This is a genomic window from Bartonella sp. AP21QHHD, from assembly GCF_042196205.1.
In the GTDB taxonomy this organism is placed as follows: domain Bacteria; phylum Pseudomonadota; class Alphaproteobacteria; order Rhizobiales; family Rhizobiaceae; genus Bartonella.
In genome coordinates this window covers 39,035-62,150 of record NZ_JBHIPT010000112.1, presented here as the reverse complement: position 1 = coordinate 62,150, position 23,116 = coordinate 39,035, and the positions used below count along the sequence as shown (strand labels likewise).

16 protein-coding genes, 1 rRNA gene and 2 pseudogenes are annotated in these 23,116 nt (G+C 36.2%); 8 read left to right on the top strand and 11 right to left on the bottom strand.

The window, feature by feature from the left end; all coding sequences use genetic code 11:
* Positions 1–523 precede the first annotated feature (523 nt).
* Positions 524–638, top strand: a 5S ribosomal RNA gene (gene rrf, locus ACFIMC_RS07850).
* Positions 639–1,043: 405 nt separating this feature from the next.
* Here rrf and ACFIMC_RS07845 read toward each other — a convergent pair.
* The 7 genes from ACFIMC_RS07845 to parA all read right to left on the bottom strand — a co-directional run bounded on the left by ACFIMC_RS07845 (position 1,044) and on the right by parA (position 8,258).
* On the bottom strand, positions 1,044–1,448 hold the full coding sequence (locus ACFIMC_RS07845; protein ID WP_273790974.1) for a flagellar protein FlgN: 405 nt from the start codon (positions 1,446–1,448) through the stop codon (positions 1,044–1,046).
* Positions 1,449–5,292: 3,844 nt separating this feature from the next.
* Positions 5,293–5,511: an EexN family lipoprotein gene (locus ACFIMC_RS07840; protein WP_375612202.1), complete on the bottom strand. Its 219-nt coding sequence runs from the start codon at positions 5,509–5,511 to the stop codon at positions 5,293–5,295.
* A gap of 3 nt (positions 5,512–5,514) precedes the next feature.
* Positions 5,515–5,784 (bottom strand): EexN family lipoprotein, encoded by a 270-nt coding sequence (locus ACFIMC_RS07835; protein WP_375638605.1) that lies wholly within the window; start codon positions 5,782–5,784, stop codon positions 5,515–5,517.
* 44 nt (positions 5,785–5,828) lie between these two features.
* Complete coding sequence (locus ACFIMC_RS07830) at positions 5,829–6,041, bottom strand: EexN family lipoprotein (protein ID WP_375621543.1); 213 nt, start codon at positions 6,039–6,041, stop codon at positions 5,829–5,831.
* A 3-nt stretch (positions 6,042–6,044) separates the two neighbouring features.
* Positions 6,045–6,311 (bottom strand): EexN family lipoprotein, encoded by a 267-nt coding sequence (locus tag ACFIMC_RS07825; RefSeq protein ID WP_375672033.1) that lies wholly within the window; start codon positions 6,309–6,311, stop codon positions 6,045–6,047.
* Between the two features lie 1,090 nt (positions 6,312–7,401).
* The gene (locus ACFIMC_RS07820; protein ID WP_375672032.1) at positions 7,402–7,632 is read right to left on the bottom strand and encodes a plasmid partition protein ParG; all 231 of its coding nucleotides are present in this window, start codon (positions 7,630–7,632) and stop codon (positions 7,402–7,404) included.
* On the bottom strand, positions 7,629–8,258 hold the full coding sequence (gene parA / locus ACFIMC_RS07815) for a ParA family partition ATPase (RefSeq protein WP_273790968.1): 630 nt from the start codon (positions 8,256–8,258) through the stop codon (positions 7,629–7,631). The genes ACFIMC_RS07820 and parA overlap by 4 nt, the downstream gene beginning before the upstream one ends.
* A gap of 998 nt (positions 8,259–9,256) precedes the next feature.
* On the opposite strand from parA, the gene ACFIMC_RS07810 reads away from it, so the two are divergent.
* Entirely contained in the window at positions 9,257–9,586 is a 330-nt protein-coding gene (locus ACFIMC_RS07810) for a TIGR01244 family sulfur transferase (RefSeq protein ID WP_375632881.1), read from the top strand.
* Between the two features lie 2,119 nt (positions 9,587–11,705).
* On the opposite strand, the gene ACFIMC_RS07805 is transcribed toward ACFIMC_RS07810, so the two are convergent.
* Positions 11,706–12,707: a bifunctional riboflavin kinase/FAD synthetase gene (locus ACFIMC_RS07805; protein ID WP_375672031.1), complete on the bottom strand. Its 1,002-nt coding sequence runs from the start codon at positions 12,705–12,707 to the stop codon at positions 11,706–11,708.
* A complete protein-coding gene (locus ACFIMC_RS07800) occupies positions 12,707–13,552 on the bottom strand; it encodes a TIGR01459 family HAD-type hydrolase (RefSeq protein WP_375612197.1) in 846 nt (281 codons plus the stop codon). Before ACFIMC_RS07800 ends, ACFIMC_RS07805 begins: the two co-directional genes overlap by 1 nt.
* A gap of 1,194 nt (positions 13,553–14,746) precedes the next feature.
* Here ACFIMC_RS07800 and ACFIMC_RS07795 point away from each other — a divergent pair.
* Positions 14,747–15,107, top strand: a pseudogene (locus ACFIMC_RS07795) (helix-turn-helix domain-containing protein).
* Between the two features lie 1,039 nt (positions 15,108–16,146).
* On the opposite strand, the pseudogene ACFIMC_RS07790 reads toward ACFIMC_RS07795, so the two are convergent.
* Positions 16,147–16,269: pseudogene (locus ACFIMC_RS07790) on the bottom strand (hypothetical protein); the annotation flags it as partial.
* A gap of 1,149 nt (positions 16,270–17,418) precedes the next feature.
* Complete coding sequence (locus ACFIMC_RS07785; protein WP_375638527.1) at positions 17,419–18,144, bottom strand: hypothetical protein; 726 nt, start codon at positions 18,142–18,144, stop codon at positions 17,419–17,421.
* 398 nt (positions 18,145–18,542) lie between these two features.
* On the opposite strand from ACFIMC_RS07785, the gene ACFIMC_RS07780 reads away from it, so the two are divergent.
* From ACFIMC_RS07780 to ACFIMC_RS07760, 5 genes are read left to right on the top strand one after another with little or no spacing between them, the layout of a single operon-like run.
* Positions 18,543–18,863, top strand: coding sequence for a TrbC/VirB2 family protein (locus ACFIMC_RS07780; RefSeq protein ID WP_375610628.1), 321 nt, complete (start codon positions 18,543–18,545; stop codon positions 18,861–18,863).
* Entirely contained in the window at positions 18,864–19,172 is a 309-nt protein-coding gene (locus ACFIMC_RS07775; protein WP_375610595.1) for a type IV secretion system protein VirB3, read from the top strand. It abuts the gene before it with no gap.
* A gap of 22 nt (positions 19,173–19,194) precedes the next feature.
* A complete protein-coding gene (locus ACFIMC_RS07770) occupies positions 19,195–21,549 on the top strand; it encodes a VirB4 family type IV secretion/conjugal transfer ATPase (protein ID WP_375610629.1) in 2,355 nt (784 codons plus the stop codon).
* Entirely contained in the window at positions 21,546–22,031 is a 486-nt protein-coding gene (locus tag ACFIMC_RS07765; protein ID WP_375610596.1) for a type IV secretion system protein VirB5, read from the top strand. Before ACFIMC_RS07770 ends, ACFIMC_RS07765 begins: the two co-directional genes overlap by 4 nt.
* A complete protein-coding gene (locus tag ACFIMC_RS07760) occupies positions 22,018–23,004 on the top strand; it encodes a type IV secretion system protein (protein ID WP_375610597.1) in 987 nt (328 codons plus the stop codon). Before ACFIMC_RS07765 ends, ACFIMC_RS07760 begins: the two co-directional genes overlap by 14 nt.
* Positions 23,005–23,116: the final 112 nt, after the last annotated feature.

The window sequence follows — 23,116 nt, the reverse complement described above, 5'->3', positions numbered from 1 at the left end:
CATCACGAAATAGACTTGAGAGCTTAGATATCTCTTTAAAACAAGGACGTGAATTAGGAATAACAAATCCATTCTATTTTGAGTATTTTGTCGTGCATGAAGGACATGCCCGCAGTAAAAAACACAATAAAAAAAGCGTGAAACAATGCGGAATCTTCATTATTTAACAGATAGTGCTTTAGATACTTTTGAAAGACATAAAGCTAAATTAAAGAACGGCGGTACAGAGGGAAGCTGATTTCTACCCCTTTATTCTTTCCCAATGAGATTGCCTCCCCATTTCAAATATTACGCCAACAAAGATATACGCACTATATCCACTCAGATCTGGATGCTCTCTCCAATCTGACATACAAAAACTAAAAACAGCAGAAGGAAATAATAAACCGCTTTAATTTTTATCTCAAGCATATAGATTTAAACAACGAACCGCGTCATATCACCACACTTTAAAGGACAATATTCCATGAAGCTTATAGGCAATATTCATCACATACTCTTCATCATTCATGCTTTTTGCTGACTTGATAGTTATGGCGGAGTGAACGCACCCGATCCCATCCCGAACTCGGCCGTGAAACACTCCAGCGCTGATAGTACTTTGCCTTAAGGCACGGAAGAGTAAGTCGCCGCCAGATCTGCTAAATGCAAGCAAAAGACTCAATATATAAACCTTACATTACCACACCCCCAAGGAAGCTGTTTTTAAGGCATCACAGGCTGGTCTAAATATTCTCTTAATCGCCTTCCCTAAACTAAAAAGTGAAGCTCTCCCTATTAACTCAGTCTGCAAACAATGCTCTGTAAATAATCCGCCTTCTCTGAATTCTCTTCTAGCCAGCTTCTCACCGCATGCGGTTCACATCACGACACCTTAAAAGACATTGTTTTAAGAACAGCGTTTTACAGTACATCAGGATAATAATTTAAATACCAAAATGCACTTAAAACACGTCTACTCACTAAACGCACTATTTATCCAAATCAACTGCCCTACCTAATCATTGTCATGACTTAGAACAGCCCGTATTAAGCAGATTTGATCATTCCTCTATTTCTTTTGCACGTCCAGATAGTTGTATAGCTCTAGAAAGATCATTAACTGCATTTAAATGTGTTTGAAGTAATTCACTATTACGCTGTAATTTTTCTTGTAAATCAGACAACAAACTTTCAACCTCATGCTCAATATCTTGATTCATATAGCGCTTCACATCACTCATGGATTTATTAAGATCACGCAAACCACGTATTTTACGCAAATTTATTTCTTCGTAATCTGGAACACCACTACTCTCTAGCATATTGCTTTCATAATCAACAACTTGAGCTAATCCTTTAACAGCAGCAACAAATTTTGTCATCGCCCAATCACGATCAATAAGGTTGTTATCAAGAACTTTTGCTTTTGCCGCAAAACTATCATCACCATATTGCACTACAGACATTTTTACTTCCCCTTCAACACTATTGTTCAATCTTACTTTCAAATGAGGGAGACTAAACAGGTTCTCTTCAATGCTGATACACTCAACCAAGCTCGTAGTGCAAACATTGCTCAAACAACAGCACGACAATCCTTCAAAGCGTATACCACTTCAACTTTCAACGCGTTCTCTCAAATATTTTTCTTGCTTTGCTCCAAAACCATCATTGCGGCTATACTAATCCATAAAAACGCTATAAACTTAAACCTTACAGCAATATCGAAACTTCCATATTTGCTCTGTCTATTTCGCCTTGCCGATTTTATCACGAGCTCATCTTCAACAGAAAATAACAATGCTTTCACGAGAACTTCAGCCACAAAAACTACCTGCCGACAAAAAACCGCAGCCTATCTTGCAGCATATTAAAGACTTAAGCCCATTAAAAATTTCAGCATTTTACCGATAGCAGCATTTTACCCTCCATAACCTTATGGCTCTCTCTGCACTAAAACCTGTATACCTTCTGGCGCCCCATAAGATGGCACCAGACAAGACCAGTTCGCACCCATTCAAAAGGATACCCCCTCTCCCATGCTCTTTCTGCACACATGCAGTATTTCGCATAAAACACAAAAAGAATGCTCTTTTGAACAGATCAGCCACACAGCAATATAAAAAGACATCTTAAAATAGCTAAACAGCCATCAATCTTCCTTTTTTAAATTATCATTCGCTTTTCTTTGCAATGAACAACTATATAAGATTTTTTGAACCTTTTCAAGAGTTTCTTAGCCAATCAGTTCGATACGTCTTCAATCGCATATTCACGCGCTTGTTTTAAAGAAACATCTCTTAAGTGCACCCAAGCCTATTTCGCGCCGCGGCCCATGAATGCATGAATGGTATAATGATAAATCTCCCATGACATGTATAAAATCCATTGAGCATTTTCCATCTTTACGCTTAATAAAAGAAGCAAGCCAGCACCATCATATATTTTGCTACCCTCTTATGTTCTGATACCCTTGACACTTGAGACGGTTCATAAAAGCATGCCTTTCTTGTACAATTTCTCTGCGCATAGGAGCTCCCTGCTTGTAACTGCAAAAGACATTGTTTTAGTTAATTCACCACGAAACAGATTTGGAATGAAAAAATTTCCAGTATTCAGGGCTCTAATTCAAGTTGAATAACGATAGATTATCATTATAAATCAAAATATTATCCAATGTATAATGCTTAACGCTCCCCCCATTGATATTTTCAGAATTTTCACAGCATCTTCTTACAGATTATTTCATTCCATAGCACAGTTTGCTCTTAATATCGCGACTTTACCTGCGCTACTAGTATAAAAACAGAGAAACAATCATTTTATAATCAAGGTACAATTTTTGTTTACGATCTTTCTCTCGTTTTCAACCTTTTAAATGCGGCTCTTCTCTTTCATAATCATCACATTTCAAATCTATTCCATGTTGAATAAATTAAAATCACTTGCTTGCACATCACAAACAACGCCCTGATGTGTTGATAAAATACGCTGAAAGAAAAAGTCCTCTTATGAACCTTAGCAAATGCCAAGAACTATAATAAACATTGGAAGCAAGCGTACGATGATTGTGACTTGCTCTTTCATAAGTATAAAGATGATAGCATTTTATAGATTTTTATATTATTCAAAGTTTATATTATTTCACGAGAGCTTTACTGTTATACTATTCACATTTACCGTTATACTATTTACGAGTGTCATCGTAAAATGTCTTTCGTGTGCGTTGAGAGATATTTCTCTAAAAAAAGTACATAAATATGCAATACAAATATACTAATATACAACATAAGTATATTTCGTTTGGAGCGTTCTTTACTTTTGTGCAAAACATGCCCCATTAAAGCAGCATTAACCAATCTTGCTATGAGATAAACGATCAGAAAACATTTTTATCTTCCGCCGCTCACCTTAAAGGACTAAGATCTTAACTCAATCGGCTCTGTACGCAGTCCGAATTTTTGTCAAACGATCTTCTCCTGACTTTCCCCTCATCTGCTTCACTTAAACGAAAGACTCAACAAATAAACCTACGAATATTCATCGTACACTAAAAAATACTTAAACGTTCCAAGAAAACTTATATGTCTTATATTACCGTTATAAATGACAGTGCTTTATAGCATAACAGGATAAAAAAAGTTTCCAGCAACACAAAACTTACAAAATCAATCAATAGTCCTTTTAAAGCTTTCTTTTTTAGGATTCACAATACTCCAACTCCTTAAGCTTTTATAAAAAAAGGAACGATTTTAAGCTTGCCGAATATGTTGTATCAGCATATATTACAGATTGTAACATATTGTTATTCATAAAATCACCTCAAAAAGAACAGAAAGAGGTTTTTATGGCTGATCTCGTAAAAGCCGCTATGCTTTATTCAACCTTGATTATCACCATCAATGCTTTTGTTGTTATTTTAGTTCTCGTAATAGAAATATACTAAGCATACTCTTTTGGCTTTTTATAATCTGTGCAAATGAGCATCTTAATTTCACATAAGAGCAAAGCAAAATTTTAATTCTACAGATAAACCACACACCCAATTTCAAACATCGCTTGCAACTATTTGAGTATAAACTCTGCTTTTTGTATGCATTTTTAACCATCAGTGTCCGTCTTTTCACGCTATCTTGAATCTCAACTTCACTCCCACCTTAAAAAACGAAATTTTCTATCAGATATGATCTGTAAATAATTTGTCTCTTTATTGAGTAAATTTCCCCTTCAGGGCATATCACAATTCTAAAGAATAATATTTCATGAAGCTTATGATAATCTATTGAACACCATCTTTACCCTTATGAGAGAATAAACCAGCAGCATCACACACTTTTCCAGCCCCAAATGTTGCCAACAAACCTTTAGCACTTGAGATAATTCATAAGAGGCATTTTTACGTCTTTCTTCAACAGTTTTTATCCACACGGCTCTCCCCGCTTGTACCATGCAAGAAGATGGTTTTAATTAATTCAACCGAGAACAGATTTGGAATAAGAGAAGCTTACGTTATTCGAGATCCTTATTCAGTATAAAATAATTAAATTATTTTTATAAATCAAAGTGTTATTCAGAAAAACATTCATCACACACTCGAGAACAAAAAACACCTCATACGTAAAGTTTTATATGCGCTCCACCGCTCAACATGATAATATCACGACACAATTAAGATAAAAAAATAACAAGGAAAAACCTTGCAAACTCAGAAAAGAGAGGAGAAAAATGAAAAGATGTGGAGAGCGCTCAATTCCTCACACATCCAGCAAAACCGTCCTAGCAAAACTGTCTCACAACTTAACTAATGTTATAATATTCTCAAATCAAAAGAAATTTTTTAAAAATAGTTTGAGAAAAACATTTGAGTATGAAACGATAATAATTCTATTCAGAATGTTTTTCTCTTTATTAAAACAGAGAACGTAATTTCCAAACAAATGTTTCCTCCTAATTTTTCCGAAATTAGCCGCAACACTTAAAGACGATCTTAGTGTGATGAAACATTTATTTGTGATAAACGCAAAAAAACACCCCAAAGATAGATTTAATCTCATATTTTAAATACATGTAACCAAAACATTAAAAAATTAGCAGTAACACGTAACAACTCATTGGGAGGCAATACTATCTACAATTAAAAGCACTTTTGGGCTGAACAAATGACAGTATAGCATACGTTTACACAAAGAGTACTGATCGTAAACAACTAATTCTTGAAGCCATAAAAAGACTCTCTAAAAGTTAGAGAGAGCCTAAAAACGCAATAGAATCAAGAACTAAACAATTCCTTATTTATTGAACTGTATGTTTTTAATTAATGCCAAACATAAGTTCCATATATGCTTGTCTGGCATGTTGGCAATTTTTAGATTTCTCTATAGAAGATTGATCCAGCTTTTCACATTTTTTTGCCCACTCTTCGAGTAATATTTTATCTTTCTTAAATTCCGCTACGCTGTAGTTTTTTTCGCAACCAGCAACGACAAGTCCAGTACAAAGCAGCAATGCTGTAATAATAACTTTATTCATGATTTAATTCCCTTCCTTTTTATCTTCAGTTTTTTTCTCGTCATCATGTACAAAGCTTGAACCAGGCCAATCTCGGGCATGAACTTCACGATACGCTTTATCTGCATTTTTACAATTTTGAGAATCTAAATCCTCTGATATCATGCATTTCATTGCCCATTGCTCGAGTAATTTGGGATCCTTCTTAAATTCCGCTACGCTATAAGTTTTTTCACAACCAGCAACGACAAGTCCAGTACAAACCAGCAATGCTGTAATAATGGCTTTATTCATCAATAAATTCCCCTTTTTCAAATTTACAAAGTTTAGGACACAATTTAGGGCCTTAAAAAAAGTTCTACATATGCTTGTCGAAGGTTTTTACAATTTTGAGAGGATTTGAGCGGTGAATCATCGTTCTCACATTTCTTTGCCCATTCCTCGTATAATTTTTCATTTGTTTTAAATTCTTTTACACTATAAGTTTTTTCACAACCAGTAACAGCAAGTCCAGTACAAAGCAGCAATGCTGTAATAATGACTTTATTCATAATTTAATTCCCTTCCTTTTTATCTTCAGTTTTTTCTTGGTCGTCCTTTCCAGAGCCAAAAATTCCCCATTTTTTACGAGTTTCTAATTCAGCTTGTTCTGCGTTTTTACAATTTTTTGAATCAAAACTTCCTGCAATAAAACATTTCTCTAACCACTGATTGAGTAATTTGGGATCTTTCTTAAATTCCGTTACACTATAAGTTTTTTCACAACCAGTAACAGCAAGTCCCACGCAAAGCAGTAGCGCTGTTATAATGATCTTGTTCATGATTTAACCCCTCTCTTTGTTTTATATTTTATTAACAATATCTTTGGGTTCACATCCCCTCCTATATTGTGACCTTGCGTCTAATTTTCCTTTGCAAATACGTACACTTCCAACGCAAACATGTTAAATCATAAGAGCCTCTTTCATTTATCAGACTTGCATTTGTAACATTATCTGCACGGCAGCTCTTTGTATTTGAAGTGTTAAAACTTCAGTAAAAATTCTGATATCTTGACATTCTCAAAAAGCTTTTTAATCATTTCTTTTCCTTCAAGAACCTCTTGGTAACGAGAAACAGTACGAATATCTTACCCAAAATTCGTTATGCCTATACCCATTGCAAATTCTCTGCAAACGAAAGAATACAGCTTTTAGTCAACTAATTGCACTCTTATCATTTCTAAACCACCGGAAAAGAAAGAAAGCTTTAAGTCCCCCCTGCACTTTTTAAAAGCCAATAGAAATGCTAAACAAGCAATCTTATACATTCCAATTAAAGAAAAAAGCCTATTGTCTTGCATATCATTACGACTGGCATTAACTATTTAAGACTATAAAATCATATAAATGTAAGAAATATTGTCTATAGTATACTCAATGACTTCTTTTGTTTATTAGGAATAACTTATAGCGCGTCAATATCAGTAAATTTTACTTATTTTTATCCCCCCTTTATAAACATGAATATAATTTAATAAAATGGATTGCTGCATAACAGAAAAAAATAATCAACGCTACTCTTAATTATATTATTTACCTATGTATTAAGTAAAATAAACAAAAATAACCTGATGTTTAAAATCATTATCAAGATAATTTTTATGGAAGAATAAACTTATCTATTCATCTAGAGATATAAGATGACAAGTAGTATGATGATTATCACATTTATAGGGAAAAATTTGAAATGGAGAATTTTTCGCAAACTCATAGCTCTTTCATGCGATGATACAGAACCTTATGAAAAACAACTTAAATGAAGCAACTATCGTGAAAAAAGAAGAGCGCTTTTATTATTAACTTCGTATAAAAACAATCGATATCATCTCTAGAAAAAGCACTCAAACCAACGAAATTATCGTATCATTTTTTACACTTTTCCGTATTTTTGTGAAAGCAATTCGCGGACCTCATCAGCTATTTTAGTTCCACGACTTGCACAACTGACCTTAATCAACCGATGCAAACTTTCTGGTATATCAATCGTGAGGCGCTTCATCCCTCCACTTATGCTCCCTTTGTGGCTTCCTACCCATGCATCCGCTGTTAAAGGAATTGATTTATTCGTTGGTTTTGTGCCGATTTTAATTTTTTTATTCATCGCGCTAACTCCTTGATTTCCGCTGCAACCGCTTCAATCTCTGCTGCTGCTGGTCCTTGCTTATCAACTTCATAAACCGCCTTCCCCTGTGCTGCTGCTTCTGCAAAAATCACGCGCTGCGCAACGCTAGAAGAAAGAACATGCACGGGGTATATGCCAAGAGCTTCGTTCACATCACGCCCTATCGCTGTATTGACGATTTTACGATTAATAACAAAAGCAGATTTGAGATTTTCTTTATAAACACGTGCTTCGTCAATCAGCTTTACAATTCCATCCGCTGCCCAAATATCATAGGGACTAGGCAAAACAGGTATAAGCACCAAATCCGAAGCCATAAGAGCACTACGAGCAAGATCAGTTACACGCGGAGGACCATCGATAATAATATGATCATAACCATGACCAATCTGTGTAATCTCTTTGTGAACCGTTGCACGCGGTAAACCAATAACCGAAAACAAAGGTGCATCTTCACGCGCAGCAGCCCAATCCAATGCGCTCCCCTGTGGATCAACATCAATAAGCAATACCCGTGCACCGGTACGCGCAAAACTGGCCGCAAGATTAACACTCAACGTCGTTTTTCCGACACCTCCCTTTTGATTCAAAAGTCCAATGATCATTTATTACGCCTTTCAGCATTATCGTTTTTACGATTATACAGAAAGTAATAAAAGAAACAAGCATCCAATACGTGCAAAATAACCATTTTTCCCATTTTTAGGATAAATAACAATAGTCCGCAATTTTGTCTTTATAATATTCTTTTAGCATGAGCAAAACATTATGAAGATGATGTTCTTGAAAATAACAAAATAAATTTAAAAGAGGCATGCTCTTCTTCCTCCACCCTAAAACGAAGATTCTTAAATCCATGTCGATCTGTAAACAATGCTCTGTAAATGATCCAGCTTCTTATTTTGCGCCTGCCTTTTGGGCTTCTCCCTTCATGCAATCCACTTAATGCAACTCTACAAACAAGCTCCACTCTGAATATACAACAAACTATAAGAAGCATTCATTGTTTTGTACGTTGAATGAGAGAGCTGAAATCAGGAAGATTCTCTCATTTCATGCCTCTTATATTAAATTAATCAAAATCATATCTCTTGTACATACAAGCAAGGCTGGCGTGTGAGTAAAAACTGTACAAGAAAGGATTTAAAATGCTTCTTATGCAGAATCTCAAGTACCAAGAACTATTACAATATTGGGGGTTAGCAAATATAATAATGGTGCCGACTTCCTTCTTCATAAGTGTAAAAAGGGTGGTGATCCATGAATTTTATACTCTTTGACTCTCGACAGAGTAAAATGGGCTTAAGAAAAGTAAGGATACCTCTAGCAAGCGCGTAAACAAGCAACACAATGAAATGTCTATGCTGAGTAAACACTATAGATTATCCATAAAGACCAAACATCCGTCTTTTATAAATCGCATAACGAACATGTTGCGGAATGAGATATTTTGCATCTTACAGCTCATTTTTCCCAAATAGATCTTCTCGACAAAAAGAATATTTTTGTTAAGATGCCACTGAAAAACTTACCTTCATTATGTTCTTTCTATATACTAGACCAGAGGGTATCGTGAAGATCGTGCAATTGGGAATAAATAAAAATGAATTTACAACAAATTGAACCTGATATTTTTATCAGCGCCCAAATTAGCATAGAAAATATCAAAACATTGGCACAAGCTGGTTTTAAAACAATTATCTGTAACCGCCCCGATCACGAAGAGCTCCATCAACCTGACTTTTCTAGCATTAAAACGGTCGCAAATGAATATGGCATAAAAGCCTATCACATTCCCATTTCTCCTCCAACTATAGAAAAGTCAGCTGTTGAAGCCATGCAAACAATTTTAAAAACAGCCTCTCTGCCTCTTCTTGCCTATTGTCATCACGGAGCACGCTCGCTGCATCTTTATCGTTTAGCGCGTCTTTAAACAGAGGGTTCGCACACTTCCTCCGCACCTTAAAAGACGAAGATTCTTAAATACACATCGATTTGTAAAAAACAATCTGTCAATAATCTTTGTCTTGCACCTTTCCACTCAGGCTTCACATTTCATAAAACTCTACGAGCAAGCTTTGCTCCTCAATATACAACAAGCATGCACACCCGAAGCCATAAAAATGCATGAAAATTCATATGATGATCAAGAAAATTTATTTTTACCCCACCTTTTATCGCTGCTCCACCTTCTTTTTCTCTCCCTTTACCAATACGAGCTCATTCGTACGCCACAGACACTTAAAACGACAGTAAAACCACTAAGAAAACCCCATATTCCGGATAAAAGGCATGCAGAGTATTTTATAAAAAAAGCCGTAAGCCATAATCTATAATTAATTATAATATATTGATTTATAACAATTAATTATTTTGCACGTTGAGTGAGAAATCCTAATACCGTAAGATTTTCTCATTTTAAATCTATTTATAGTGAATTAATCAAAAGCGTGTTTCTTACATGTCACAAGCAGGAAGTGTTCATGTGAAATAAAACGAGTTAAGAAAAAACTCTCATAAACGCTCTCAAATAGCGAAAGCTGTACAAAACTGAAAGCTTGTCAATATAACTGATGGTGTCGGATTGCTCTTTTATTAGGCATAAAGACGATAGCGCTCAACGAAACATGCATGATACCATTCATGAGAGCCATCATGAAAATAAATATGAGAAGCGTTGAGAGATATTTCTTTAAAAGAAGTGCATAAATTAGCAAAACAAGGATATTCCAGCATTTTATTTTACCTGTGAGATCTGATATCCTATTCAAAGAACAACAAAAGCCTGAAACTGTTATTTTCATGATTTAAGAGATATTGCTCTGGACGCTTTTGAAAGTAGCAAAGCCGAATTTAAAAAAGACAGTCATCTGGACTGATTTTTCCCTTGATAACTTCATATTTTCCCCAATAAGGCTGCAGATTGATTTCAGAGAATACGCAAATGGATAATGCAATAGGGCTCTCCTCATCTAGCATACAAAAGCTGTAACAGTAGAGAGAGCATTAAAGCGCCTTAATCTTTATCTCAAACATACTGCTCGCATTGAGGAACACTAAAGAAAAAGTTTTATGAGAAAAACAACACCATAAAGTCATGAATAGACCGAACATAGATTGGAAAGATGTTCTAACTTTTATCCAATACTTCTATCAAAAAACAACAAAACATTATTGGCTTTGCGTTTTCATATCCTTACAAGACTGCCTTTTCTTTGCATTATAGGCTTTACATTTGTGAAGGACAAAGGAAATATATGGATATTTCTTAGCTTGAGAATCTAAAAGATTGACGTATTACGACAACAAAATTGTGCCTTTATCCATCAAAAGCATTAGAAATTTTGAAACAAATACACCTGCTTCTCGCAATGATTTCTTTTTATCTGCAATCACTCGCAGTCTCCTTAATATGCATTCCCCATCACAATATACAAGAGAAAGGAGAGTTAAAGCATCTTCCAGCAGCTTCATTCTCTTTTACGTGATTGGTTAGCACGAAAACTGCTGCTAACCACTGATCTTCTTCACGAGACTTGACAAACAAACCTTTTTTAAAAATATTCATCACATAATACAAAATATCACATGCGTAAGGTTACACAAACCAACTCTCATCATAAACGATGATACGGCATAAATGATATAATAAAACAAATTAGAAAGAAGAAACAATAAACTTTTAAAATAAAAAAAGTCATCAATTAAATTTTATCAAACTATAAGCTTAAAATCGCAAGAAATTTTAAAAACAGCCTTTCTCCCTCTTCACGTCTATTATTGCTAAATAGGCTGGGTGCTTATTCTTTACTGCATCTTTTATGATGAGTTTTAACGGATCAGAAAGAAACAAGCAGTAAAGTTTTGAATGACAACAAAAACCATAAAGTTAACTTTGAAAAAAATGATGCCAAAATCAGATCTTCAGATATTCGATTCTCCCTCTCAACAACGGAAAAAACATATATTCCACGATGTTTTGGAATATATCTTTGTGATTATAATCACTTTAAGTGCTATTTTTACGGCTCTTCTCTCTTTTTCAGATCAGTTTAGGACATATTTTTAAAAGTAAGCAGCCTATCCAACTTTGATAATGGTTGTACTGTCTTTAAAATTTCTTTTGCTTTCTTTTCATCACGATGCATTTGCGCAATCAAAGGTTCAAGTCCATCAAATTTTTCTTGTCCTCGCAAAAACTGGAAAAAAGAAACGGTACAGCTTTCCCCATAAAGGTCGTCGTTAAAGTCAAACAAATAGGTTTCCAAAAGGGGCGCCCCATCCTTAACAACCGTTGGACGACAACCAAAGCTTGCAACACCATCATACAAAACACCGTTCGCACGACGCAAACGTACCGCATAAACACCATGAGCCAAACGAACTTGGGGAGGCAACATTTGATTAGCGGTAGGAAATCCCAAAAGACGTCCAAGTTTTTCACCTTGAATAATATTGGAGCGTATCCGATAGTGATACCCTAACAAATGGGCTGCTTTGTCCACTTCCCCTTGTAAGAGAAGTTGCCGAATAAAACTCGAGGAAATGATCAAAGATTGTGACTCTTGAGGACGAGCAACGCAAGGAACTTGCACAACCTCAAATCCATATTTCTCTCCCCTTTGGCAAAGAAGATGTACATTTCCACTTTTCTGATGACCAAATTGAAAATTTTCGCCTGTCACCACAACTGAAACATCAAAAACTTCCTTTAAAAACGACTTAATAAATTCGTCCGCTGAAAGAGCGGCAAACTGTGCATCAAAGGGCTGTTCAATCACGCCGTCAAAACCAAGGGTTTTAAAAATTTCAGCTTTTTCAGCTGCCTCTGTCAAACGATAGACAGGAGCTGAATGTTGAAAAAAACTTCTTGGATGGGGTTCAAAAGTTAAAACAACAGCTGGTTTCTTTTTTATACGCGCGAAATCAAGTGCTTTTTGCAACACCACCTGATGCCCACAATGAACACCATCAAAATTTCCAAGTGCCAACACTGCTCCCCGCCAAGCCGAGGGAAATATATGAATTCCCTGAAGACGCAAAAATTTAGTCATTACTGAAGTGCCCACATGATTGCTTGTGGTTTATAACCATGATGTTCAAGAAAAGAATGCAAAGCTTGCTTATCAACCACACCCTTTTGCGTATAATCATAATGATGAATCCCCCCCATAATATAAAGGGCATCAAGACCAAAGTGAGCCGCCCCCTTAATATCCGTTAAAAGACCATCACCAATAGCTAAAACTTGACTTTTTTCTACTGTTCCCCGTATTTTTTGAAGTTTTTCAAAGGCACATTCATAAATAGGCGCGTGAGGTTTTCCAGCAATGCGCACTTCCCCCCCTAATTGTTGATAAAGACGAGCCAATGCACCAGCGCACCAAAATTCTTTATTTCCATAATGGACAATCACATCTGGGTTCGCACAAATAAAAGGTAAATTCCGCGACCGCATGCGACGAAACATCTCCTCATAAGCAGAGGGTTCTTCGTCAAAATCTTCAAGAAAACCGCTACAGACGACAACAGAAGCCTCCCATTCTTCAACAAATTCACACTCTAACCCTTCAAACAGCACCAAATCACGTTGTGAACCAATGAAAAAAACTTTACGTGGAGCAGTCTGAATGAGATCGCGCGTTACATCCCCTGAAGTGATAATGGCATCATAATAGTCGCTATGAACATTCATGCTTTGTAATTGAGCAGCAACATCTTCCCGTAGCCGAGGAGAATTAGTTAATAAAATGACAGTTTTTCCCATTTGTCGGATTTTATACAACGCCTTCAACGCTGGTTCAAATGCATGTACACCGTTATGCACAACACCCCACACATCACAAAAAACAGCATCATAATGCGCTATAATAGTCTCAATATGGGTAAGTTCATTCATGGAGCACCTATCTCTATTTGTCATTTAAAGCTGTCTTTTACTTCAAAACTACTTACCGAAAGATAATACTTGTGTCATCTGCTTTCTCAAACCATATCCCAACTTTTTATCGTCTATAGAGATCATAAGAAATGATAAAATAACTAAGTTATCATTAAGTTGTGCAAAATTCTAAAATGCTTGATAGCAAAAGCTTATCATTCCCCAATGCTCATTTTTCTCATAAAAATTTTAATTCTAACAACAACGACGTTGATAGAGTTTTTTATCTAAAATACTCAAATTCTTCACTGAGAAAATAAACGTATCCCCCTCTTAAAAACATGCATCATGAGAAAGCCCAATATATTTTCTTATTTCAAATTTGTTTATATTGAATCAATCAAAACCTTTTCGCTTACACATTATAAGCAGAGAGCGTACAGATAAAAACACGTGAAGAAAGAAAAAATAGCTCTTATGCTCCCTTTCAAGGCAAAAACTGTCGTAATATTTTGAACTGGCAGAGAGTATGTGCCGTCCGAGCATCTTTTTTTCAGTAAAGATAGCAATATAGCTTTTATCCCATTCATAGAGGCTTTTACGCTACATACTTTACGAAGCATCATTGTAAAATAGGCGCTAACATTGAGAAATATCTTCTAAAACAAACATGTAAATGTACAACAATAAGATCTATAATGTTTTGAGTTTATTTTGCATGAGGGCTCTTTACTCATAAAAGCTTTCCCCTATCATCATGATATCTCAGACGCATCAAAACAAGCCATTTTGGTTATTGGTTAAGAGCAATACCGTAAGCGGTGCCTTGAGCTTAAAAACCAAGTTTTACCTTCGTAAAATGCATATCTGATATCATGAGTTGAGTAAGCAAACCTTAAAACTTTGAAAGGCAAACAACCTCCTATTTAAAAAAATCTATCCGTCTCAAGAAAAACTATTTTTATTGCCAATCTCCTAAAATTACTTTATGAATCGAAAAATGTTTTGATCGCATACGCAACGATCAAAAGGGGTCTTGAAAACCCGAAACCCTAGCGTAAAAATAAACCCACTATGTGGGTATCTCGGAATTCTGGGAGATTTTGCTATGTCCAGGTGCTCCAAGCACTAAAAGCAAAATGCTGACTAGGGTTCAGTGTTTTCAAGCTCTCGGAATACCAATGCGAGGGCGCTCGCACCTGGAGGGGGAAAATGCAAGCTCAAAATCTTAATATTGATCTTTTTGTAGGCAAAAAAATTCGCTTTAGGCGAAAAGTGCTAAAAATGTCTCAAAAAACATTAGGGCATCATTTAGGTGTCACTTTTCAACAAATCCAAAAGTATGAAAAAGGCTTAAATCGCGTGAGCGCAGAACGTTTAAAGGAAATTTCCGATATTTTGAATGTTCCACTTGCCTTTTTTTTACACTGATATCATCAAAAAAGACAACGCCCCGTACCATTATGATGAAATCGCCTCGAGCAAAGAGGAATATTTGCTTTTAAAAAGTTTTAGAGTCCTCACATCTGTCAAGCAGAAAGCGATTTTAAACTTAATTTGTGATCAAAATTAAAACGCTTTAAAGCATAGCTATAAAGTGCTACACACCCTATTCTTGTCTTTCTCCCCACACCCCAAAAGGATGCCCCCCTCCTCAAACCAATTGATAAACGATCCGCCTTTTCAAAAATAGCTCCTTCTCAGCTTCCCATTTCATATGGTTCCTTTCACAAAATTATATAAACAAGCCCTCCCTTGAATATTCATCACACTCTCTTATCAAAACACCCCATGTATAAAGTTTTATGTCTTATATCACCACACCCGCAAACAATAGCGTTTTACAGCACAACAGAATAAGTATTTATCTGTATTTAAAGAGTGGCCCCCTTTTCGCTATGGACGCTCTATTTATTTTAAATGATGTACATTTAATATACCTGCTATTAAAGACTTAGTATCTGTTATAGAGTCTTAAAGGCATATTTTCCCTCTAAAATCTCAATGCTACACCAACTCTATCATAAGGCAAAACATTGATTTATAAAGACAATTTATTATTTTACATGTTGAATGAGAATCCAGAATATCGTAAGATTCTTTCATTTCAGACTTGTTCCATGTTGAATCAACCAAAACTATATCTCTTGCAGGTTACAAGTGGGAAGAGGCGTATGGATAAAAACTATTAAGTAAGAATTAAAAATGCCTCAAACGAACCGTCTCAATTACCAAGAGCTGTAAGCAACACCCACAAGCTGACAAACTGTGTGATGGTGCAAGGCTTACTCCGTTATGAAGCGTAAAGATGGGGGGCTCAATGGATTTACCCTTATACCCTTTACGAACAGCGTCGCAAAATAGGCTTGGATACCTTGAGAGATATTTCTATAAGACAATGCTATCCAGTTCTCTCATGATTATAATCCTCAATCTGATAAAGTTGAAACAAACAATAGGATTGCGAATATGATTTGGGGAGCTCATCTGAAAGATGAAAAATGATAAAAAAATTCCGCTATAACAATTGAAGAAGCGAGCATTCGTTAAGCCGTAACTTCTTTATTTTAGAATTTTTATATCACACTTTACTGTTGAGTAATATATATTTATTAAAATACATGACCACGGTCTAGAGCATCAAGCTTTGGCGAGAAAAACATTTCAGTATCTGCTTGTAAGACATTTTGACAATTTTTAGATTCCTTAACAAATTGTCCTGAAAGAAAACACTTCGTTCCCCATTCTTCTCTTAATTTTGCATCTTTTTTAAAATCTTCTAGGCTATAGTTTTTTCACACCCCAAGACGAATAATAGAGTCATGCATAATAAATAATTTTTTTCATTTTACTCCTCTTTAAATACCTTATCTGTTAATATTATCCCCCCAAATGAGGGTTGAATTTTCACACTGTATGAGAATACAGCCTCACTATCCACTTGCTTGCTTTCAAAGTGAACACTCTGAGTAAAGTGACGCAAGAAGAGCTCACAATAGCCATCGTATGAGTTTGTCATAAAATACAATAAGAAGGGAAAGAGCCCAAACTGAATACAAACGATGAAATCAGAAGGCGCATTAATGCTTTTGTTCAACTGATTTCAAATAGTTACATTGCAATAGGCATCGCCCCTAGCCCTATAGAAAGCCTATGAGCATTATAATACTTAAATCTCACGATCAATGGACTATGCAGCCATAACAAAAAAGTATGAACTCTTTTTACCTATTTGTATGTTGATTATTGTTCCTCCATCGAGGCCTAAATAGAAACGTTTTGTGATATATAGAAAACAATCAGCAATGCAAATCATTTTACGAAGATTTCTTCGTATAGAGTCTATTTGAAATCCATCCATCATTTGAAAGTCTGAATTTAAAAGCAGATAATTATGAAAGCTTTTCAAGGAATGCAACAGATTGATCACTTTTAAAGAAGTAAAAAACGTGATCCAATCCTGAAGACAAAATTCTGATGAAAAAACTTTTGCTATGAATTCTTTTAAGGCATTGTGAAAGATTTTATCCGTTATATCAAACGTTACACCATTTTTGGGTCTGTTTATTTTTTACTTTTATCAACACCGCTCTAGAAATCCGTTTCTTGAGCGTTTTTTATCGCCTCACTTTCTCCTTCAAACACAAATACTCAAAAATGCTTTGCCACCAACAATGACATTTTCCCGCTTTTATAAAACACATAAGTAAAAATAGAGAAGCGATTTTGAAAGCAACCCTCCCTTGAAAAGGAAAGTACCATCCATTTACTTCCTAAACGAAAATAATCTCACCGTTTATTCAAATTTGCTCTACGATTTGGTACAATTTTATTGATAAAGTTTTCTCTATAAAAATTTAAGTAAATATGTTCGTTAAAACCAATCATGGACTAGCAAAGGGGTTATAGGATCCATTATCTCGCCGCCATTTTAAAGGTTCAGTGAAATCACTCGACCAAAGACCAATCTTATTGCCACGTGCTTTTTCTTCCGCATGATGATACTGGGCTGGAATAGGATTTTTCCCCTCTTTTGAGAGTACCAACATACCTTCTTTAAGACCTTCCTCAGCTAAATCAACCCCTTGAACAAAACATTGCGCATAATAAACACCATTGTGCATCAAAGCCTGTTTACAGGATAAATCCTGCCCAAGTGTTTTGGTGACAAGCCAAGCCGTTGTAACCGCACCACAGGGCCATTCTTGATCATTTAATCTTGCTTTTTGACGGGGTGCACATGTGTCAACACCATAAAGATGAATATCACGGGAGATATGTGAGCGCCAAGATTGTGCAGCAGGCGTCAGTAATTTAAATGTAACCCCACTTGTAACAGAAGCCTTACCATGAAAAACAACAGCATTATTTGCAACATCATTTAATGAAACACTCTTCTGCAAATCGAGAGCTGGTTCATTTTTTTCTAATTGCTGTTTGGTGATAGATCTACCCAACTTTTTTTCTTCTCGATAGAGATCGACAATATCTTGGATATCTTGCGTCTCAAATGTTTTAAGAATGCTGAAATCCATTTTATCTTTATATTGGCTTAATCCCCACACCGTAGCCCCCATAATGTAAATAATAACAATCAATTTAAATAGCATCTCTTAACACGCTCGCTCAAAAAATTCGTTTTTTTCCTATCATGTCAGATTATTGATCAGCAATCCCCTTGTTTTTAAAGAAAAAATCCAAATATAAGTGTTGCAGATTAACTACATTTTGTAAAGAATGATATTCTTTCTTTCATTATTTTAATATTGTTATTTTTACCAATATACACAACTTAAAATTGCCATTTTCATATAACACAATCTCAATTTGAAAAGACTTCTGTCTCTTTACGAAGAAGAGCTTGAGAGTGAACAGATCCACGATCAAGGCTTTTAAAACAAACAAATGAGAAGAATTAAACTGTCATCAAATGACAACACTCTCCTGTTTGTTAGAGGCAATGGAATGTCGACATATGAACAAATATTATTTGTTAAAGAGAGGTAAAATGACAGATAATAGATTCCAAAACATCATTTTTATCGTGACCATGCTGCTTTTTACAGCATTGCTTGTATCAGATCCTTCTTATGCTGCTTCTACTGCTGGTGGAGGTGGTTTCGGGAAGCTAGATGGTGTTTTAGGCAACATTGTCGCAATGATGACGGGTCCAACGGCAAGACTCATTGCTATTATATGTGTTGCTGCTGTGGGGATTGGTTGGATGTACGGCTTTATTGATTTACGCAAAGCAGCTTACTGTGTTCTGGGGATTGCTATTGTTTTTGGTGCCCCCACTCTCGTCGGTAAATTAGCGGGCACAACATAAATGAACGAAGATACTCTTTTCCTTGCCTGTACGCGCCCAGCCATGTTTGCTGGTGTTACAATGGAAGCGATGGCGATCAATGTCATGGCGACATCCATTCTTTTCATTTTGACCAGTGATTTTACCATGTTTGGTCTTGGTATTGGGATGCACTTTATTTTGCGAGAAGTGACAAAGTACGATCACAATCAATTTCGCGTATTATTTGCATGGCTCAATACCCGAGGAAAACAAAAAAACCTCAACAGATGGGGAGGAGGTTCTACCTCCCCTTTACGCCTTATCCGCACGTATAAGGAACTAAGCTGAAGGAACGAAACTGGTGAAACAGATGTCAATAATGAAACGGGAAACTTTGCCTGAAGAATATATTCCCTATATACGCTACATCAACCAACATGTCGTTGCTTTAAATTCACGCTGTTTAATGGTTGTGATGGCTGTTGAAGGTATAAATTTCGACACTGCGGATATTGATCAATTAAATTCTTTACACAACCAATTAAACACCCTTTTAAAAAATATCGCAGATGAGCGGCTTGCTTTATATTCTCACATCATCCGCCGCCGTGAAACGATATACCCAGAGGGTCATTTTCTTTCATCTTTTGCAACAACATTAGATGAAAAATATAAAAAGAAAATGGTTTCGCAAGAACTGTATAGAAATGATCTATTTATTTCACTGCTTTGGAATCCGGCCGCGGATAAAACAGAAAAGCTGGTTTCATTTTTTCAGCGCTTGAGCAAAGCCAAGAAAACACAATCTGAGCCCGACGAGGAAGCTATTCGTAAACTCGAAGAGTTAAGTCAAGATCTTATGCAAGGTTTGGAAGAGTATGAAGTCCGTCTGCTATCCATCTATGAACATGAAGGACTTTTATTTGCCGAACAAAGTGAATTTCTCCACCAGCTAGTAGGGGGAAGACGTGAGCGTATTCCTCTCACATTTGGAACTATTGCTTCAACAATTTACTCGGATCGTGTTATTTTTGGGAAAGAAATTATCGAAATTCGCCATGAAAGCAATGAACGCTTTGTGGGCATGTTTGGATGGAAAGAGTATCCTTCTAAAACACGCCCAGGTATGACTGATGGTCTGCTTACGGTGCCATTTGAATTCATCTTAACACAATCCTTTGTCTTTAAAAGTAAGGCAGCCGCCAGTGCGATTATGAGCCGCAAACAAAATCAAATGATCAATGCAGCTGACCGTGCTAGCTCACAAATCGATGCACTGGATGAAGCGCTAGATGATTTAGAATCAAACCGTTTTGTTTTGGGAGAACACCACATTTCTTTAGCTGTTTTTGCTGATCATCCTAAAATATTGTCTGAAAACTTATCAAAAGCACGTTCCCATTTAACCAATGGAGGAGCCGTGATTGCCAGAGAAGATTTAGGATTGGAAGCAGCATGGTGGGCACAGCTTCCTGGAAACTTTAGCTATCGTGCGCGTTCAGGCGCCATTACCAGCAGAAATTTTGCCGCTTTATCGCCCTTCCATTCTTTCCCTGTTGGCAAACTGAACGATAATGTTTGGGGAGCTGCTGTCGCATTGCTAAAAACACAGGCTGGTTCACCTTACTATTTTAATTTTCATTATGGCGATCTTGGAAACACATTTGTTTGTGGTCCATCAGGATCTGGTAAAACAGTGATTGTTAATTTTCTTCTTGCACAATTACAAAAACACAATCCAACAATGGTTTTTTTTGATAAAGATCAAGGAGCAGAGATTTTTGTACGGGCTGGAGGAGGGAAATACAAACCTTTAAAAAATGGGCAGCCCACGGGTATTGCTCCCTTAAAGGGCATGGAATACACCGAAAAAAATAAAATCTTTCTTCGTAATTGGATCTTAAAGCTGGTGACCGCTGAAGGGCAAATCGTAACAGAAGAAGAGCGACAAGATATCGCCAAAGCCATTGATTCCTTGGAAAACTTACCCCCAACCCAGCGCTCTCTTGGTGCCCTTCAACTGTTTTTTGACAACACATCCAAAGAAGGAATTGCCATACGGCTGCAACGCTGGATTAGAGGCAATGATTTAGGATGGGTTTTTGATAATGACCAAGATGATCTCAATTTAAATGCGCAGTTCATTGGATATGACATGACCGATTTCTTAGATAATGAAGAAATTCGGCGCCCCTTAATGATGTATCTTTTTCACCGCATTCTTGATTTGATTGATGGGCGACGTATCATTATCGTCATTGATGAATTCTGGAAAGCTTTAGAAGATGATTCATTCAAAGCTTTTGCGCAAGATCGGCTAAAAACAATCCGTAAACAAAATGGCATGATGCTCTTTGCAACACAAAGCCCTAAAGATGCTTTGAACTCAACAATCGCACACACAATTATTGAGCAATGCCCCACCCAAATATTTTTTCCAAATCAAAAAGCAAATTACAATGATTATGTCGAAGCTTTCAAACTTACTGAGCGTGAATTTGAACTGATACAGTCAGAGTTAAGCAGAGAATCCCGTCGTTTTCTCATCAAACAAGGACAAAGTTCCGTCGTTGCAGAACTTAACTTACGTGGAATGAATGATGAGATCGCCGTTTTAAGCGGCACAACAAAAAACATTGAACTCATGAATGAAATTATCAACGAATATGGAGCTGACCCTGACAAATGGCTGCCCATATTTTATCAAAGGAGAAAAAATCAATGAAAAAATATGGCTTAGTTACACTGTTATCTTTTTCTTTTATTTCTCATGCAATATCACAAACGACACCCGATGTAGATGAATATTATAAACAAGCACTCGAGAACACACAAAAATTAAATGCTGCAAAATCAGAAACAGCTGAAACTATTTATAAAACAGCAACTGACACTGCAAATAAAATCAAAGAAATAAATCATCAATTTGAAAATATTCAATCAAAAAAAGACACTAAGCCTGAAGAATTGCAAGCCCTTCAACAAGAGCTTCAAATAAAACTTTCTCTTCTTCAAGCCGATCTTCAAGTGAATTCTTTAAAACTTCAGTCTCTTGATATGATTCAAGCAAGAGATACGAAAACAAAAGACGAATTGCGTGAAGAAAAGGAACAACAAAAGCATAAACATATTGAAAAACAGTTAAAAGAAAAAGAAAAACAATTAAAAGAAAAACTTGAAAGTGCGCGTACAGATGTCAGACTTTAGTTTTTCTCCCTTTGAAAGCGTTTCTGGGTATATTTTAAAACCCCTCGATAATGTGATGGACACAACGGTGAGTGGGCTATCTTCTGCTATTTCAGCGCCCTTAAATCTCGCCGCAATCATTTTTATCTTTCTTTATGGCTATAATGTTATGACAGGTCGCGTTGCGCTTTCCATGCATAGTCTTCTCAATAATGTTGTTAAAATCGTTGTTGTTACAACAATGGCAACGAATGCGGATACATTTAATACTTATGTCAAGGATATTTTCTTCAATGATTTATCCAATGCTATTGGGAATGCGCTTAACAGTAATCCTGCAAGCTCCAATGTTTTTGATTATATTTTGTTAAAGGCAAGTTCACGTTATCAAGAAGTCTTATACAATGCTTGGTTTTTTGAAAAGATCATTGTGGGTCTTCTTGGTTCTATCATGCTTCTCGCGGTTATTCTTTTTTGTATAGGTGGTTTTATTGTGCAAATGTTTGCACAAGTTGCACTCGTCATGATTATAGGTCTTGGGCCTCTATTCATTAGTTTGTATTTGTTCAATGCAACGCGAAAATACTCCGATGCATGGATTACAACTTTGATCAATTTTACCATTTTACAAGTTCTCGTAATCATGCTTGGAACCATTATATGTCAAGTTATCCTACAGGTTCTCAAAGTTTCATATGAATCAATTTATGTTCTTTTTCCCCCTGTCATCGTCATTTCGATCATAGGAGTTATTATCTTCCGTGCGCTTCCTGGTATTGCAACAGCGCTGGCCTCTGGCGGACCATACTTTAACGCTGGTGTCTCTTCAGGAGGACAGATTTTTACAATGCTTTCCAATGGTGCAAGAGCGAGTGGCAATGCAGTAAAAAGTGCCACTTCACAAATCTCAGGAGCTGCCGGTAACGCTGTTAGAAGTGCGGCAGGGGCGGCAGCAAAAGCAGGTAAATCTGGAGGCGGTCGTGGTCGATTTTAAGATAAAACACTTCTTTAAAAGAATAAGCATTTTTGTTTTTGCCTTGTGTGCGCCCTTTGGCGTACACGCCATGATCCTGTTCCAGATAAGATCTAACATCTTGGGTCTAACA

What these genes read in the sequence shown, in the direction of transcription:
- ACFIMC_RS07760 (WP_375610597.1), top strand. Translation starts at nt 22,018, where the DNA reads ATGTCAGACTTTAGTTTTTCTCCCTTTGAAAGCGTTTCTGGGTATATT.
- ACFIMC_RS07805 (WP_375672031.1), bottom strand. Translation starts at nt 12,707, where the DNA reads ATGACTAAATTTTTGCGTCTTCAGGGAATTCATATATTTCCCTCGGCT.
- ACFIMC_RS07835 (WP_375638605.1), bottom strand. Translation starts at nt 5,784, where the DNA reads ATGAATAAAGCCATTATTACAGCATTGCTGGTTTGTACTGGACTTGTC.
- ACFIMC_RS07825 (WP_375672033.1), bottom strand. Translation starts at nt 6,311, where the DNA reads ATGAACAAGATCATTATAACAGCGCTACTGCTTTGCGTGGGACTTGCT.
- ACFIMC_RS07840 (WP_375612202.1), bottom strand. Translation starts at nt 5,511, where the DNA reads ATGAATAAAGTTATTATTACAGCATTGCTGCTTTGTACTGGACTTGTC.
- parA (WP_273790968.1), bottom strand. Translation starts at nt 8,258, where the DNA reads ATGATCATTGGACTTTTGAATCAAAAGGGAGGTGTCGGAAAAACGACG.
- ACFIMC_RS07800 (WP_375612197.1), bottom strand. Translation starts at nt 13,552, where the DNA reads ATGAATGAACTTACCCATATTGAGACTATTATAGCGCATTATGATGCT.
- ACFIMC_RS07775 (WP_375610595.1), top strand. Translation starts at nt 18,864, where the DNA reads ATGAACGAAGATACTCTTTTCCTTGCCTGTACGCGCCCAGCCATGTTT.
- ACFIMC_RS07785 (WP_375638527.1), bottom strand. Translation starts at nt 18,144, where the DNA reads ATGCTATTTAAATTGATTGTTATTATTTACATTATGGGGGCTACGGTG.
- ACFIMC_RS07810 (WP_375632881.1), top strand. Translation starts at nt 9,257, where the DNA reads ATGAATTTACAACAAATTGAACCTGATATTTTTATCAGCGCCCAAATT.
- ACFIMC_RS07770 (WP_375610629.1), top strand. Translation starts at nt 19,195, where the DNA reads ATGTCAATAATGAAACGGGAAACTTTGCCTGAAGAATATATTCCCTAT.
- ACFIMC_RS07765 (WP_375610596.1), top strand. Translation starts at nt 21,546, where the DNA reads ATGAAAAAATATGGCTTAGTTACACTGTTATCTTTTTCTTTTATTTCT.
- ACFIMC_RS07780 (WP_375610628.1), top strand. Translation starts at nt 18,543, where the DNA reads ATGACAGATAATAGATTCCAAAACATCATTTTTATCGTGACCATGCTG.
- ACFIMC_RS07845 (WP_273790974.1), bottom strand. Translation starts at nt 1,448, where the DNA reads ATGTCTGTAGTGCAATATGGTGATGATAGTTTTGCGGCAAAAGCAAAA.
- ACFIMC_RS07820 (WP_375672032.1), bottom strand. Translation starts at nt 7,632, where the DNA reads ATGAATAAAAAAATTAAAATCGGCACAAAACCAACGAATAAATCAATT.
- ACFIMC_RS07830 (WP_375621543.1), bottom strand. Translation starts at nt 6,041, where the DNA reads ATGAATAAAGTCATTATTACAGCATTGCTGCTTTGTACTGGACTTGCT.